A 15,878-nucleotide genomic window follows, 5' to 3' on the forward strand; every position below is an offset into this window, starting at 1 on the left:
TTAGCGAGTGTCTCGTGGGCTCGGAGATTGGTATAAGAGACAGCTCCTATGATTTGAGATAGAAGAAATCATAGATGAAAAAAAACACGGTTCAGTTGAAACTGACCGTGTTTTTTTATGACTGTTATTCAGACCAATTCGTATGGAAAACGCCGTCCATATCTGTCCGTTCGTACGTATGGGCGCCGAAGTAATCGCGCTGCGCCTGCAAGAGGTTCGAATTGGAACGTCCTGTGCGGTAGCCGTCGTAATAAGAGAGCGCGGTGGTTAAGCATGGGAATGAGATTCCTGTGCTGATGCCCTCGCAAACGACTTTTCGCAGGCCTGTTTGATAGGCTTGGAGCTTATCTGTGAAATAAGGCGCGATCAGCAGGTTTGCCAGATTTGGCTGCTCGCTGAATGCTTCGCTGATCACATTTAGGAAATCTGCGCGAATGATGCAGCCGCCTCGGAAAATCAAGGCGATGTCTTTGAGCGGCAGGTTCCATCCGTAAAGCTCAGATGACATTTTGTATTGGGCAAAGCCCTGTGCGTAGGCGCATACTTTCCCCATATAAAGAGCCTGTCTGACGTATTCAATCCAAGTGTCTTTATCTAAATGTTTTTCTTCGGCTTCCGGGCCTGCTAACATGTCTTGAGCTGCCACCCGTTCTTCTTTTAAGGATGACAAGTAGCGGGCGAACAAGGACTCTGTGATGATTGTGGACGGGATGCCATTATCAATCGCCTGCATGCTCGTCCATTTTCCGGTGCCTTTTTGGCCGGTTTTATCAAGGATGACATCAATCAGAGGCTGTCCTGTTTTTTCGTCCTTTTTGCGTAAAATCTCAGCTGTAATCTCTATTAAATAGCTTTTCAGCTCACCTTGATTCCATGTTTCAAAAATAGATGCAATTTCATCAAGCGGCAGACGCAGCGTTTCTCTCAGAAACGTATAGGCTTCTGCAATTAGCTGCATGTCGGCATACTCAATGCCGTTGTGCACCATTTTTGTAAAGTGCCCTGCCCCTTTTGGACCGATGTAGACACAGCACGGATCATCTCCAACTTGAGCTGCGATTTTCGTCAGGATAGGAGCGACTTTCTCATAGACTTCGCGATCTCCGCCCGGCATGATGGAAGGCCCTGTTAATGCGCCGACTTCGCCGCCGGAAATGCCGACTCCCAGGTAGCCGATGCCTTTTTCCTTCAGCTCGTCATATCTTCTTTCTGTGTCCTCATAGTGGGAGTTGCCCCCGTCCATGATGACGTCGCCTTCTTCAAGTAAAGGCATTAATGATTGGATGACGGAATCTACGGGTTTTCCCGCTGTGACCATCAAAAAGATTTTTCTTGGTTTCTCTAACGATTGAACAAAATCTTCAAGCTCGTAATATGGGTTGAGAGATTGTCCATCCAGCTTTTGGACAAGCTGGTCCGTTAGATCTCTGGTGTAATTATAGACGGCGACGTTTTCACCTTTGTTTGCCATGTTTAAGGCGATATTGCTTCCCATTACGCCTAAGCCTATGACACCAATCGTATTGAACATGTGTTACAGCTCCTTCATCAATTTCATACAACTAAACTTAACAATAATATGAATCCCAGTCCAGCAACGGAAATAATCGTTTCCAGTAACGTCCATGTGGCAAATGTTTCTTTCATGCTTAATCCGAAGTATTCCTTGAACATCCAGAAGCCGGCATCATTGACGTGTGAAGCGATGACACTTCCTGCGCCTGTTGCTAGCACGACTAATGCCAGGTTAACATCAGAATGTCCCAATAACGGAATGACGAGCCCTGTTGTGCTTAGCGCGGCAACGGTGGCTGACCCTAGAGAAATGCGCAGGATCGCCGCGATGAGCCATGCTAAGACGATTGGCGATAATGCAGTACCTTTGAATAAGTCTGCCACGTAATCGCCGACACCGCCGTTGATCAGCACTTGTTTGAAGGCGCCGCCTCCTCCGATGATCAGAAGCATCATGCCGATTTGTGAAATGGCTGTTGAACAAGAGTCCATCACGGTTTTGACTGGAATGTTGCGTTTGATGCCCATTGTATAGACTGCAACCAATAACGAAATAATCATAGCAGTCGATGCGTTTCCAATCAATCGGATAAAAGCTAAAACTCCGTTATCCGCAAATCCAATTGTTTCTTGAAGCAGATCGATAATGGTCGCGACCGACATGATGATAATTGGAAGCATTGCCGTAAAGACGCTGACTCCAAAGCCAGGTGTTTCCTCAAGTTTGAACGTTTTTTGCGTACCAAGTGATGCAATATTGCCATTTTTCTCAAATGAGGCAGGAACGATTTTTTTCGCGAGCTTTGTAAACAAAGGCCCTGCGATAAGCACTGTCGGAACAGCAACGATAAAGCCGTACAGCAGCACTTCCCCAATGTTTGCGCCGTACTCACCGGCAATCGCTGTAGGTCCGGGGTGCGGCGGCAGGAAACCGTGTGTGACCGATAGTGCTGCGACCATCGGAATTCCGAGATATAAAATAGAAATCTTCAATTCTCTTGAAATCGCAAATACAATCGGAATTAATAGAACCAATCCTACTTCAAAAAATAACGCAATACCGATAATGAATGAAGCAATGACAACGGCCCATTGAATGTTTTTTTCGCCGAATTTGTTGACGAGTGTCATTGCAATGCGCTGTGCGCCTCCTGAATCTGCGATCAGCTTGCCCAGCATCGCACCGAGTCCGAAGATGAGTGCGATGTGGCCAAGAGTTCCCCCAATTCCTGCTTCAATGGAGCTGACAACTTTATCGAACGGCATCCCGAGTGCCAATGCCACGCCGAACGATACGACCAGTAAGGAAATAAATGTGTTTAACTTTAAGCCCATAATCAAAAGTAGTAAAGCTAGGATCCCAAGTGCAACGATGATTAACGGCATGGTAATGCCCTCCCCTTCATGTCATGTACTAGTTGTGTGTGATTAAGTCCCTCTGATAATTTGCAATTTGTGTATATTGATTTTCTAATGATCTTGATAGGTTAATGAAAATCGGCATTAATTTTCTGTATTCTTTGGCTGAGTCTTCGATCGGCGTATGTCTGTGCGTACTGCCGACCATGTCGGACACGACATCGAATGAATCAATTTTCCCTGTTGCATATAGGCCTAAAATGCAGGCGCCGAGACATGAGCTTTCGTAGCTTTCCGGAACGACAACCTCTGATTCGAAGATATCTGACATCATTTGGCGCCAAACCTCCGACCTTGCAAATCCCCCTGTCGCCTGAATGCGGGTTACCGGGCCGTCCATGCATTCTGTTAACGCAAGGAACACCGTGTACAGGTTGTAAATGACGCCCTCTAATGCCGCCCGTATCATATGCTCTTTCTTATGCGACATAGTCAGGCCGAAAAATGAGCCGCGTACATCCGGATTCCACAACGGAGCACGTTCGCCGGCGAGGTACGGGTGGAACAGCAGGCCGTCAGAACCAGGTCTGACACGTTCGGCGATCTTCGTCAGCACATCATATGGATCAATGCCCAACCGTGTCGCTGTCTCGATTTCGGAAGAGGCAAACTCGTCTCTGATCCAGCGAAGGATGATACCCCCATTGTTTACCGGTCCGCCGATAACCCAATGCTTGTCCGTTAAGGCGTAGCAGAAAATCCGTCCCTTTTCATCAGTTTGCGGCTGGTCAATAATTGTGCGGATGGCACCGCTTGTCCCGATGGTGACGGCGATTTCGCCCTTTTTAATGGCGTTGACGCCGAGATTGGACAGTACGCCGTCGCTGGCGCCGATGACAAAGGGTGTTTCCGGATCGATTCCCATCTGTATCGCTAATTCCGGGCTGCAGTGCTGAAAGATCTCGGTTGTCGGCACGAGTTTGGATAAGTGATCCTGCGTGATGCCTGCGATACGCAGTGCCTCTTCGTCCCAATTCAAGCTTTTCAGGTTCATCATGCCTGTCGCTGATGCCAATGAGTAATCGATGACATACTCATTGAACAGCTGTTTAAAAATGTACTCTTTGATGCCGATATATTTTTTTGCTTTGGAAGCGATTTCTTTTCGTTCATTCGTGATCCAGGCAATTTTGCTTAAAGGTGCCATTGGATGGATCGGTGTTCCTGTCCGTTTGTACACCTCATGCCCGTTCAATTCATCTTTGATCTTATGCGCCCAGCCCTCGCTCCGGTTGTCGGCCCATGTGATACATGGCGTCAGCGGCTGGTCCTTTTCATCGATTGCGATGACGCTGTGCATGGCGCTGCTGAACGAAATGAATGAGATCTGTTTTTCCGGATGCTGTTTTGTAATTCTCGCTGTTGTTTGGATGACTGCCTGAAAAATCTCTTCCGGGTTTTGTTCAGCTGTTGAGATGTCCGGTGTATAGAGCGGGTAGCCGATGCTTTCTTTCTGTACCACGTCTCCGTTTTCACTGAACAACACAGCTTTTGTGCTTGTCGTGCCGATATCGATTCCTAACATATACCTAGTCATTGTTGTATTCAGCTCCTTTTGCCAGCATTTGTTGTGAGAGCCACAGGTCTTCTACCTTTTCTTGCACATCATCAAAGTTTTGGTGAAGGGACTGAATCATCAGCGCCCTATCCTTTGCTTTAATGGCCTGAATGTAAAGCTCATGGTTATCTAAAATCCTTGTGAAGTCTTCATATTTTTCCTTTAACCGTACCCGCATTGATAAGAGAATAAAGCTTTCCATTACGGGTTTTAGATTGTTCCAGATCATCTGAATGTATGAATGATCGATAGCTCGGATAATCGTTTCATGGAACAGCACATCTTGAAATGAAAATTCGTCAGCGTCCTCATATTTGATGGAGACTTTCATCATTTCAAGTATTTTGCTGAGATCCTTAACTAAAGGCTCAGTGTCGATTTTGACAAGCCGTTCAAAGACAAACGTTTCTATTAGTAAACGCACATCATAAATTTCTGCGATTTCCTTTTCAGTTAACCCAATAACAACCGCTCCCATTCGTTCTAAGCGGATGATTTTTTCGGATGCGAGTATTTTTAACGCTTCGCGAACTGGTGAACGGCTTACGGAAAACTCAGCGGCGATCGTATTTTCTGATACAATGGTACCGCTTTCAATCATGCCTGAAATGATCCGCATTCTCAGCTCGTATGCGACACGAACACCGGTTGACGCTTTTGAGAGCCACTTTGCAGGATACAACAGGTCCTTGGAGTCTAGCATACACTCACCTTCCTCACTCAAGGAGTATACTTGTATACAAGTATGATAACGTGAATGTTTCGTTTATGCAAACACTTTCATTACTAATTTTTAATTAAATTTTTACCATAATTCATGGTATGTATTCCCAGTTAGGGTGTGGTACATTGTAGATAAATAGGTTAAGTGAATCATGTTTTGAAAGAGGCGATTTGGATGAAAATCATCATTGCACCTGATTCTTTTAAGGAAAGCTTATCAGCTCTGGAGGCCGCTGGCGCGATAGAAAGAGGTTTCAAATCGGTTTTTCCGGGTGCTGATTACAGAAAATTGCCGATGGCGGACGGCGGTGAGGGTACCGTTCAGTCTCTGGTTGATGCCACAAGCGGATGGTTCAAAGAGCAGGTTGTCACAGGACCGCTGGGGGAACCGGTGAAAGCGTTTTTTGGCATGATGGGAGATGGGAAAACAGCTGTGATTGAAATGGCTGCCGCCTCAGGGCTGCATCTCGTGCCCGTTGATAAGCGAAATCCGCTCATCACCACAACAAGGGGAACGGGAGAATTAATCGGAGCGGCTCTTGATGCGGGCGCAGAGCATTTGATCATCGGGATCGGCGGAAGTGCCACGAACGACGGAGGAGCCGGGATGATTCAAGCATTGGGCGGAAGGCTTCTTGATGACTCAGGCCGTGAGATCGGGCCCGGGGGCGGCGCATTAGCTCAGCTTGCCTCAATAGATGTAAGCGGGCTTGATTCCAGATTGCAGAGTGTCAAACTGGAGGTCGCTTGTGATGTGGACAATCCGTTAACAGGGCCAAGAGGAGCTTCGGCTGTTTTCGGGCCGCAAAAAGGCGCGACAGAAGACATGGTGGATGTGCTGGATCAGAACTTGATCCATTTCGCGGATGTGGCAGAAAAAGTGCTCGGAACAGCCTGCAGAGAAATAGAGGGCGCCGGCGCAGCGGGCGGTCTCGGGTGGAGTCTGTTGGCTTTTCTTCATGCTGATCTGAAAAGAGGCATTGATATTGTCCTTGAAGCGGTTGATTTTGAAAATGAAGTTCAAGATGCAGACCTTGTGATTACCGGTGAGGGGCGAATTGACAGCCAAACGATTTATGGAAAAACGCCGATCGGCGTGGCCAAAGCTGCTAAATCATATGATGTGCCCGTCATTGGCATTGCTGGATCAATATCGCGAGACAGTGATGCCGTCTATCAACACGGAATCGATGCGCTTTTCAGCATCGTTCCCGGATCCGTGCCTCTTGAAGACGCGATTGAACATGCCGCAGAATATATGGAAAGAACGGCTCGGGACATTGCGGCATCCATCAAATTGGCGAAAACGATGTTTCTGATATAGCCTGCGCACATGCCGATGCATAGTCATCCTCCTTTTTGGGTAGAGACAGTTAACCACACAATGAGGCATTCATCCCAGAAGGAGGACGACGACATGACTGTACAAGAAATCAAAGGCAAAAAACTAGTAAAAGGCATTGCGCCAAATGTAGAACCAGAAGCCCTGTTAAATGATAAACGAAAAGTATTTTTGTTTGGTTCCCCGAGTTACACAAACATTGGTGACCAAGCGATTGCGTATGCGGAAGAGAAATTTATAAAAAACCATTTTCCGTACTATGAATACATTGAGATTATGGATTATGCGACGGATGAGGGCATTGAACTGGTGAAGGAGATCATCCGTGAAGACGATATTGTCTGCTTTACAGGCGGAGGGAATTTAGGAAACCTCTATCTCGATATTGAGGAAGACAGAAGAAAGGTCTTCTCGGCGTTTAAAGACTACAAATCGATTTCTCTGCCGCAATCCGTTTATTTTGAAGATACAGAGGACGGAAATAAAGAAAAGAAAAAAACACAGGATGCGTACCATCAAAATCCAAACTTAACGATTGCTGCGCGTGAGACGCAGACACTGGATGTTGTAAAAAAGACCTTCAACTCCAATGTAATCTTTACACCGGACATGGTGCTTTCCTTGGATATTGTGCCGCGAGAGCTCGAACGGGACGGCGTTCTCTTTATTTTAAGAGCGGATAAGGAGAAAGTGACTGACGAAGATTTTATTTCACACATGAGGAAATGGGCAGAAAAAACAACTTATACGGAGCGTACTGATACGGTGCTGGATACGGTAGACATGATTGATTACGCCGATCGCGAAAAGCATTTTATGGAGATGCTTGACCGCATCGGTTCAAGTAAATTGGTCATTACCGACCGCCTTCACGCGATGATTTTCTCGATTATCACCAAAACACCTTGCCTCGTCTTTGGAAACAGCTACGGCAAAGCTAAACATTCGTATCGGGATTGGCTCGAAAGCTTAAACTTCATTGAATACACAGATCAAAATGATATGAGGAAACTGGAGCGCATGATTGACCGCCTGCTTCAAGCAGAGCCGAATGACGTTGATTTATCAAAGGATTTTCAGCCGCTGGTTGATTTTTTTAAATCATAAAAGATAAAGCAGACTAATGACAGTCTGCTTTTTTGTGTTAATGATCGTTTTCCAAACGAACGATTTCATCAATGATCTGTGCTTGCTCTTGCTCAGCTACTTCGTTTGAGATGATACCTTCCTTTGATAAGTTCTCGATCGATTGGTATTGGGCGTATAACGAATGTTTTTTTAAGATGGTTTGCTGTTTGTTTTTGAGTTCCGGGTATGTTTCGAATAATTTGTTTGTTTGTTGATGGAGCTGGCTGACCTCTTCTTTGTACTGGTCTGTCAGTTCACTGGAAACAGCTTCGTGTATAAGCAAATGATGTTTGACTTGCTGGACTTCTTGGATGGCGGTTTCTAAGCGATGTCCTTTTGCGAGCAATTCCTCGTATTCCTGATTACCTTCTTCTTTTTGATTCACGCCTAACCGTTCCAGAAGCGGCTTGATGGTGAGGCCCTGAACAACAAGGGAAAACAAAACGACACTGAAGGCGAAAACCAGAATGTCTTCACGTCCCGGGAAGTCTCGAGGCAGGCTCAGCACGAGTGCAATGGACAGAGAGCCCTTCAGTCCGCCCCAATTGATGGTATGCTGCCATGTAAACGGGAATTTTTTGATAAAGGCCAAACTGATGTAGACGGCGGCACTTCGGGCGATGAGCACAATCACAATCGCCATAATGGCCAATCCCCATTTATCAGTCAGGTCAATTCTCGTGATCTCGAGCCCGACCATTAAAAAGACAAGGGAGTTCGCGAGCAAGGCGGCGACATCCCAAAAGTTATTGATATTCAGCCTTGTTGTCGGGCTCATGCCGATTTTGGCGCCATAATTGCCGAAAATAAGAGCGGCGACAACGACGGCGATTACCCCGGAGGCACCTGCCATTTCTGCCAAAAGAAATGAACTGTAAAACAGAATGATACTGAAAATAATTTCTAAAGGATAATCATCAAAATACTTGGTGAGCTGGGAAAAGACATATCCAAGAGCGCTTCCGATGATAAGGCCGAGAGAAATGACTTTGACAAACTCCCACAAGCCTAAACCGGCGCCTTGGATGCCGAGATCCAAATAGGTCATCAAGTAAAAAGCGGAAATGTTGAACAGCACAACCGCCAGCCCGTCATTGAACAGGCTTTCTCCTTCAACGACGATCGAAAGCTTTTTCGGTGCGCCGACACTTTTAAAAATGGACAGCACACTAACAGGATCTGTCGCACTCATCAGAGCGGCAAAGACAAACGCTGCCGGAATGGCCAAATGCATAAGCCACATGGAAGAAAAGCCGACGATCAGAAAAGAGATGAGCGTACCGCCGAAGGCCAATGCCAGAACGGGCCGTTTGTTTTCTCTCAAGTGTGAAAAAGGAAGCTTCAGCGCCGCTTCTCCTAATAAAGCCGGCAAGAACAGCGTAATGATGACGAAGTTAAAGACTTCTCCTTCAGTAATAAAATCTTTCAGTGGTTCAAAGAGCGGAATATGTACAAGTCCAATGATCGTTCCGACAATCACAAGCGCGATGGGATAAGGCTGCCTGCACTTCTTGGCAATCGCGGTGATCCCGGCTGCAATCATGACTAACAAAAAACCTAGTTCGAATATATGATGCAAGTCTAAGTGTTCCATTGAGACCTCCTTTTGTTCATCGTGCAACGAAGAATTACCCTCAGTTTGTCAATGATAAACATATCATATGTAAGACAGCCCTTTGTCAGTCTGTTTTTTCAGCTTATTTCCTCCTCTTCGGCCATCCTCCAAACCAGCCCGGCAAGAACAGCGTAAAATAGATAAGAAAAGACTGCCCTCCTCCGGGGCAGTCTTTCTTTGTTAAATATGAAACAGCCAGACGATTAGCGGCCCAAAGAATGAGCCAAGCACCGCACAAAGCGTCATTGAGACGGAACTCATGGATACGGCCAGTTCCCCATATTCCAATGCTTTGGAGGTGCCCAGTGCATGGGAGGCGCTGCCTAATGCGATGCCTTGGCCAAGTGAGCTGCGTATGCGAAGCCATTTTAAGACAAGCGGCCCGAGGATGACGCCTGAGAAGCCCGCAATCATGACAAATACGACTGTCATAGAAGGAACACCGCCAAGACCGGCGGCGATCTGAATAGCGACAGGGGTTGTGATCGACTTTGGCAGAATAGATAATAAGAGATCATGATCAATCCCGAATGCTTCTGCGAAGATCAGCCCGCTGATCATTCCCATGCATAATCCGACAAGGACGCCGCCTAGGATGGGAACACAATGTTTTACAATGATATGCCATTGTTTATAAAGCGGATAGGCCAGCGCCACAACAGCAGGCCCAAGCAAAGAATTGATCCATTTCCCCCCGATCATATAGCCTTCATACGAAACATGGAACATCATCAAAACCGCGACAATCAAAATTGTCGTTGTCAGAACAGGGATAAGAAATGGAAGCGGGAATCGCTTATAGAGTTTGACCATCGCTAAGTAAGCGGCAACTGTTAAAAGAATTATAATGATTGCGATACTTGCTTGCTGCATTTCTCTTTCTCCTCACGTTTTTTTGCTTTTTTCTCTAATAGCTGGCTAGCGAATCCAGCCGCAATGATCGTGACGATGGTGCTCAGAACGACTGTAATCAGCAGCATCAAACCATTGAATGAAATGAGCGACGGGTATTTCATTACACCTGTCATAGCCGGGATGAACAACAATGGAAGAAAGGACAATAAAAACCCTGCTCCGTCTTGAATAAAGGAGACGGGAACAATACGGAGACCTAAACAGATCAGTAGCAATACCAATCCGACTATGCTACCTGACACCGGTAAATGAAACAGATGCTGAATGGCTTCCCCGATCATAAAAAATACATATAATATCAACACTTGCAACATAATTCGAATGACTTTCACATCAAGTGCCGCTCTCCAATGAGAACAGCTTCCTCCTTTCAGGTGACTTGCTTCTAGGATGGTTCTGAGGAATCGCTTTACTTTCTTTTTATATGATTGTACTATACAAGTATAATGATTGATTTAGTCATATAACGACTTGTATTCATTCAATTAATATACATTTGTATTATACAAGTATATATGATGTTGTCAATGCCGGAGATTGGAATAGGGAGCGAGAGCGATTGCAAAAACAAAATCCAGTTGAATTAATTGAATATGAGCTGACGACTTTTATCAGGAGAGCTGTTTATCTGGATCAATCTGAGAAAAGAACAGGGAATTTGGAGAGATCTTCGTACTTATTGCTGAGACAATTGGATGAGTTTGGGCCTGCCCGCGTAAAGGAATTAGCAGAATCGTTTAAGCTTGATATATCTACTCTTTCAAGACAAGCAGCTGCATTAGAGGCGAAGGAGCTCATCTATCGCTTCTCAGACCCTTCCGATGGGAGAGTCAGCCTATTTACCATTACAAAACTCGGCAAACAAACATTAAAAGCCGATCAGCAAAAGCGTCTTGAACGTTATGAACAGATGCTGAAAGAATGGTCAACAAAGGAAAAAGAGATGTTCGGCGAGCTACTGCAGCGTATGAACAAGGCCTTTATCGACTAACATTTAAAAACCCATGTGTTCGATGGAACAGCATGGGTTTTTCTTATGGTCAGAGATTATCTGCATCGTTTGACGGCAGCTAAAGCGACCAGTCCGGCAACAACAGCCGCTGATACAATCGGGCGCTTCGTAGCCTTTGTGTAGTAGCTTCTTGACCGCTTCCAGCCTTTATTCGTGCCCCTGTCATGCATGCCGTAGCCCGCTTCATAAAGCGCGCTTTCTTCCCGCTGTTTGGACGGTCTTTCAGCATGCTGGCTGTGGTACATGATTTTTTCCATCAGTCTGTCGGTCAGCCGGGGGAAAAGAGCACCCAGCATGGCAATGGCTTTTGCCTGTGAGCCGATGTACACGTCGCGCTTCGGGTGTTCGGCGGCAAAAAGGATGGCTTCGGCGGCCGCTTCCGGAGGGTAGATCAGCGAGCGGTAATGAGCCGGCTGTTTGTCCAGGTAGCTGTGCGCGTGTTCGTTGTAAGGTGTGTCAATTCTGCCTGGATGAATGAGCGTAACCGAGACGGGCGCCTGTTCTTTTTCGAGCTCCATTCGGATGCTTTCCGTCCAGCCGTGAAGCGCAAATTTGGCTGAGGCGTATGTGGATTGAATGACCGTTCCCCTGTCGCCGAACAGGCTTCCTACATTGATGAGTGCGCCCGGCACGCCTCTGCTGGTGTAGTGTTTGACGGCCGCTCTTGTTCCGTAAACAGGTCCCCAAAAGTTTGCGTCGAACATGCGCTTCATGTCTTCGACGGTGACGTCCATGGCATGTCCGAAGATCGAGACGCCGGCATTGTTGACCCATGTGTCAAAGCGGCCAAATGTGCTGATTGCGGTTTCTGCGATGCGGTTGACGTCTTCTTCTTTTCCGACATCCGCTTTCACCCATATGGCGTCGTGCCCTTTTTCCTTTAGTTCATCAGCGAGCTCCTTCAGCGCATCTTCATTTCGCGCTGCTGCGACAACCTTTGCGCCTTTTTCAGCTGCCATTCGTGCAGTGACAAGTCCGATTCCGCTTGAAGCGCCGGTAATGACAATCACTTGATCCTTGAGTTTTTTCAGTTTGATCTTCATTTTCATGCCCGGGTTCTGTTGTTCAAGCTTTTCTGTATTCGTGACTGAATAATCGTTTGTCATTGAGATCCCTCCTAGACGCTGTTTTTCTACATTTACCCCATCCGGGAGGGTCTTACCCTTTTTGACAATCACAGGGTTCTTTTTTATATTATATAAGTCGCTCTACCATACCTAGGAGGGAATGTTTTAATGACTAGCAGAGGAGATTCACGTGAAAAAATCCTTCACACGGCGTCACGTCTGTTCCAGCTGCAAGGATATCACGCGACAGGTTTGAACCAGATTGTGAAAGAAAGCGGTGCTCCTAAGGGATCGCTTTATCACTTTTTTCCGAATGGCAAAGAAGAATTAGCAATTGAAGCGGTTACATATACAGGGAAATTGATTGAACATCTGATACAGCAAAGCATGGATGAATCCTCTGATCCAATAGAAGCGATTCAGCAATTTATCAAAAAAACAGCCAGCCAATTTGACAACACAGAAAGCATTAAAGGGATTCCAGTCGGTTTGCTGGCGAGTGAGACAGCGTTAATCAGTGAACCGCTGCGGACGGTTTGTATGAAGGTGTTTAAAAGCTGGGAAGCGGTTTTTGCCAGAAAATTAGTGGAAAACGGATTTGCAGAAGAAGAAGCAAATCAGCTTGGAATGCTGATCAATTCGATGATTGAGGGCGGGATCATGCTTTCGTTAACGAATAAAGACAAAACGCCTCTTCTTCTCATTGCCGAACAAATTCCAGTGCTGGTGAGAAAAAAAGGGTAGCATTTTGTTATCCTTTCTCCTACAATTATATAGAACGGTCTAGTCAGATAGATGAAAGTATATAGACTGGTCTAAATTGGAGGAACAATATATGAAATCATTATGTGAAAATTCATTGCCTAAAGAAAAAATGCCTTATTTGCTTCGCAGCGGAGAAGGTGAGCGCTATTTGTTCGGCAGACAGGTTGCCACGGTGATGGCGAATGGGAAGAGCACCGGCGATCTGTTTGAGATCGTGCTGCTTTCCGGGGGGAAAGGAGATGCCTTTCCGCTTCACGTCCACAAGGACACACATGAAGGGATTCTCGTTTTGGACGGGAAGCTTGAGTTGACGCTTGCCGGAGAACGCTATTTATTAGTGTCAGGCGATTATGCGAACATTCCAGCCGGAACACCGCACAGCTACCGAATGCAAAGCCACAGAACAAGACTGGTGTCTTACACGATGAAAGGACATGTGGCACACATGTATTCCGTTATTGGGAATCCATATGATCACGCTGAACATCCGCCGCACGCAAGCGAAGAGGTGTCAAATGGGCAATTTGCAGAAGCAGCTACAGTAGCGGACATTACATTTCTGGATGAAGAAAAGGCTGCCGGTGCGGCAAAATTAGCGGAACTTGCAGAGCTTCCGGATGGATCGGTTCCATACGTGCTTGAGTCTGGAGAAGGCGACCGTCTATTGACGGGAGATCAGCTTCACCGCATTGTGGCTGCGCAAAAAAATACAGACGGCCAGTTTATCGTTGTAGTATCGGATGGCCCTAAAGGCGACCGAATCGTTGATCACTACCATGAACATCATACAGAAACATTTTATTGCCTTGAAGGGCAGATGACCATGTGGGCGGATGGAAAAGAAATCCAGCTGAATCCTGGAGATTTTCTGCATGTTCCTGCGAATACTGTTCACTCCTATCGCCTGGATTCCCATTATACAAAAATGGTGGGCGTATTGGTTCCCGGCTTATTTGAACCGTTTTTCCGGACGCTAGGTGAGCCGTATGAAGGCCACATCTTCCCAAGTGAGCCTCAGGCGCTGCGCTTTGATCGCGTTTTGCAGAATATCGAAGCATTAGATTTAAAGGTGATGAAACCATAAAAATGACAAGATTGTAAGGTTTCCATGTCTGCATGACACCTAAATCGATGTTTCTGCGCTCCTTTTTTTCATACCCTTAAAGTACAGAAAAAAGGAGCGTGATGGTTATGTCTTCATTACAGCCGACTTTGGCAAATGAGCGGATCGGCGTGCTTGATGTGCTAAGGGGAATGGCGATTTTCGGCATTTTATTTGTCAATCTGGCACATTTCAGTTATCCGGATATGTATTTGTCTATGCTTGGAAAAGAGAACTTTTTTACAGAAAAGTGGTCTGAAGCAGATTTTGCAGCAGCAGCCATACTGAAATTCTTCATCCAAACAAAATGTATTTTATTGTTTTCCTTTTTATTTGGATTTGGCATGGTTGTCATGATGGAGAGAACAGTAAGCAAAGGGAAACGGTTTGTTCCGCTATATGCGAGAAGGTTAGCGGCGCTTCTCTTGTTTGGAACGATTCATGCCTTTTTGATTTGGGACGGGGATATTTTAACGGAATACGCCCTGCTCGGCTTTGTTCTGCTTTTATTTCGAAAAGCAAAGCCGAAAACACTGTTGATATGGGCGGTTTCTTTGTATCTTTTGTTTTGCATTCCGTTTATTTTGACCAGCTTTTATCCATCAAACGGACAGGAATGGGCACAAGCGGTAACTCAGCAGGCAAAACAAGCGCTCCATGTGTACGGAAGCGGCAGCTTGAAGGACATTGCGGAACAGCGGATCCACGATCGTCTTGTTTACATGTCTTCAAATGGCATGCTTACGTATAACCCGCTCAACTTCTTCTTTGCATCCATTCCTTATTTCAGCATGTTTTTGCTGGGAGCTGCGGCGGCGAAGTCACGATATTTGCACGAACCCGGAAAGCATCGCAAAGGATTAAAAAGGGTGTGGATGGCTGGGCTAGTCATCGGCATCAGCGCCCAAGTGCTGTACAGTGTAACGGATAGGGAAGTATTTTTGCTGATTGGTGCGCCTTTTCGCATGTTTTTCTATGTCACAACGGTTGTCTATCTTTATCATAAAACAAGAGTGAAAACAGTGCTGCAATCTTTCTCCGCTGTTGGACGGATGGCATTTACCAATTATCTGATGCAGTCTATCGTGTGTACGTGGATTTTCTATCATTACGGCTTGGGGTTGTACGGGAAAGTGTATCCTGCTGCCGGCGTGCTCATCACGATTGCTATTTGTGCCGTTCAAATGGTCTTCAGCCATCTTTGGCTTCGGGTATTTCGGATGGGGCCGTTTGAGTGGCTGTGGAGGAGCGCTACGTATCTGGCGTGGCAGCCTATTGTAAAGAAAACAAAAGTCTAGATGCTTATTGGCGTCTAGACTTTTTTCTATTATTTATACACAACACGTGTTTTGCAAATGATGTCATGCAGGCCTTTTTTCTCTCCAAAGGCGATCATGATAAAACCAATATAAAAGATGATTCCAGATAAGATGTATGCAAAGTAACGGCCGATTCCCTGTCCGACAGAGACCCGTTCGCCTTGTTCATTGACCACTTTAAGGCCAAGAATTTTTTTGCCGAGTGTGCCCTGCATTTTAGAAGCTGTGAGCAGACCGTAATATAATACACTGATGACGAGCGTGATCAGCATAGTAGGCAAAAATGCAAGCGTCATGTATGTCACCATATACTCCTCTTGCGTCATGTAAGGGTCTGCTGCCACAGATCCAGCTACAAAAACAGTATTGATAATAAATAGAATAATATAACTAGGAAC

General features: G+C 45.9%; 15 protein-coding genes. 6 read left to right on the forward strand and 9 right to left on the reverse strand.

Annotated features, from left to right (window positions below; genetic code table 11):
* Positions 1–124: 124 nt before the first annotated feature.
* Genes gnd through gntR form a run of 4 tightly spaced genes read right to left on the reverse strand, consistent with a single transcriptional unit; the run spans position 125 to position 5,195 of the window.
* Positions 125–1,531 carry a decarboxylating NADP(+)-dependent phosphogluconate dehydrogenase gene (gene gnd / locus RAC86_RS23480; protein WP_014115804.1) on the reverse strand — a complete coding sequence of 469 codons (1,407 nt, stop codon included), beginning with the start codon at positions 1,529–1,531 and terminating at the stop codon, positions 125–127.
* Positions 1,532–1,554: 23 nt separating this feature from the next.
* Positions 1,555–2,901, reverse strand: coding sequence for a gluconate permease GntP (gene gntP / locus RAC86_RS23485; protein ID WP_014115803.1), 1,347 nt, complete (start codon positions 2,899–2,901; stop codon positions 1,555–1,557).
* Positions 2,902–2,929: 28 nt separating this feature from the next.
* Positions 2,930–4,471: a gluconokinase gene (gene gntK / locus RAC86_RS23490; RefSeq protein WP_072565564.1), complete on the reverse strand. Its 1,542-nt coding sequence runs from the start codon at positions 4,469–4,471 to the stop codon at positions 2,930–2,932.
* Positions 4,464–5,195 carry a gluconate operon transcriptional repressor GntR gene (gntR, locus tag RAC86_RS23495; protein WP_072182357.1) on the reverse strand — a complete coding sequence of 244 codons (732 nt, stop codon included), beginning with the start codon at positions 5,193–5,195 and terminating at the stop codon, positions 4,464–4,466. Before gntR ends, gntK begins: the two co-directional genes overlap by 8 nt.
* A 195-nt stretch (positions 5,196–5,390) precedes the next feature.
* On the opposite strand from gntR, the gene RAC86_RS23500 reads away from it, so the two are divergent.
* Complete coding sequence (locus RAC86_RS23500) at positions 5,391–6,539, forward strand: glycerate kinase (protein ID WP_072565563.1); 1,149 nt, start codon at positions 5,391–5,393, stop codon at positions 6,537–6,539.
* 93 nt (positions 6,540–6,632) lie between these two features.
* Complete coding sequence (locus RAC86_RS23505) at positions 6,633–7,664, forward strand: polysaccharide pyruvyl transferase family protein (RefSeq protein WP_072565562.1); 1,032 nt, start codon at positions 6,633–6,635, stop codon at positions 7,662–7,664.
* A gap of 37 nt (positions 7,665–7,701) precedes the next feature.
* Here RAC86_RS23505 and RAC86_RS23510 read toward each other — a convergent pair whose 3' ends face one another.
* The 3 genes from RAC86_RS23510 to RAC86_RS23520 form a co-directional block, all read right to left on the reverse strand.
* The gene (locus RAC86_RS23510) at positions 7,702–9,279 is read right to left on the reverse strand and encodes a Na+/H+ antiporter (protein ID WP_072565561.1); all 1,578 of its coding nucleotides are present in this window, start codon (positions 9,277–9,279) and stop codon (positions 7,702–7,704) included.
* Between the two features lie 201 nt (positions 9,280–9,480).
* Complete coding sequence (locus RAC86_RS23515; protein ID WP_014115797.1) at positions 9,481–10,173, reverse strand: LrgB family protein; 693 nt, start codon at positions 10,171–10,173, stop codon at positions 9,481–9,483.
* On the reverse strand, positions 10,143–10,547 hold the full coding sequence (locus RAC86_RS23520; protein ID WP_041521109.1) for a CidA/LrgA family holin-like protein: 405 nt from the start codon (positions 10,545–10,547) through the stop codon (positions 10,143–10,145). The genes RAC86_RS23515 and RAC86_RS23520 overlap by 31 nt, the downstream gene beginning before the upstream one ends.
* A gap of 227 nt (positions 10,548–10,774) precedes the next feature.
* On the opposite strand from RAC86_RS23520, the gene RAC86_RS23525 reads away from it, so the two are divergent.
* Positions 10,775–11,206, forward strand: coding sequence for a MarR family winged helix-turn-helix transcriptional regulator (locus RAC86_RS23525; protein WP_014115795.1), 432 nt, complete (start codon positions 10,775–10,777; stop codon positions 11,204–11,206).
* Positions 11,207–11,262: 56 nt separating this feature from the next.
* Here RAC86_RS23525 and RAC86_RS23530 read toward each other — a convergent pair whose 3' ends face one another.
* Positions 11,263–12,333, reverse strand: coding sequence for an SDR family oxidoreductase (locus tag RAC86_RS23530; RefSeq protein WP_072182351.1), 1,071 nt, complete (start codon positions 12,331–12,333; stop codon positions 11,263–11,265).
* A 129-nt stretch (positions 12,334–12,462) separates the two neighbouring features.
* Between RAC86_RS23530 and yxaF the strand changes: the two genes are divergently transcribed.
* The 3 genes from yxaF to RAC86_RS23545 all read left to right on the forward strand — a co-directional run bounded on the left by yxaF (position 12,463) and on the right by RAC86_RS23545 (position 15,459).
* Positions 12,463–13,038, forward strand: a complete 576-nt coding sequence (yxaF, locus tag RAC86_RS23535) for a transcriptional regulator YxaF (RefSeq protein WP_014115793.1) — start codon at positions 12,463–12,465, stop codon at positions 13,036–13,038.
* Between the two features lie 91 nt (positions 13,039–13,129).
* Positions 13,130–14,143, forward strand: coding sequence for a quercetin 2,3-dioxygenase (locus RAC86_RS23540; protein ID WP_072565560.1), 1,014 nt, complete (start codon positions 13,130–13,132; stop codon positions 14,141–14,143).
* 107 nt (positions 14,144–14,250) lie between these two features.
* Positions 14,251–15,459, forward strand: coding sequence for a DUF418 domain-containing protein (locus tag RAC86_RS23545; protein WP_072565559.1), 1,209 nt, complete (start codon positions 14,251–14,253; stop codon positions 15,457–15,459).
* A 29-nt stretch (positions 15,460–15,488) separates the two neighbouring features.
* Here RAC86_RS23545 and RAC86_RS23550 read toward each other — a convergent pair.
* A partial coding sequence (locus RAC86_RS23550) for an RDD family protein (protein ID WP_377886072.1) occupies positions 15,489–15,878 on the reverse strand: 390 nt, incomplete at its 5' end.

Source organism: Bacillus sp. LR_5, assembly GCF_042709275.1.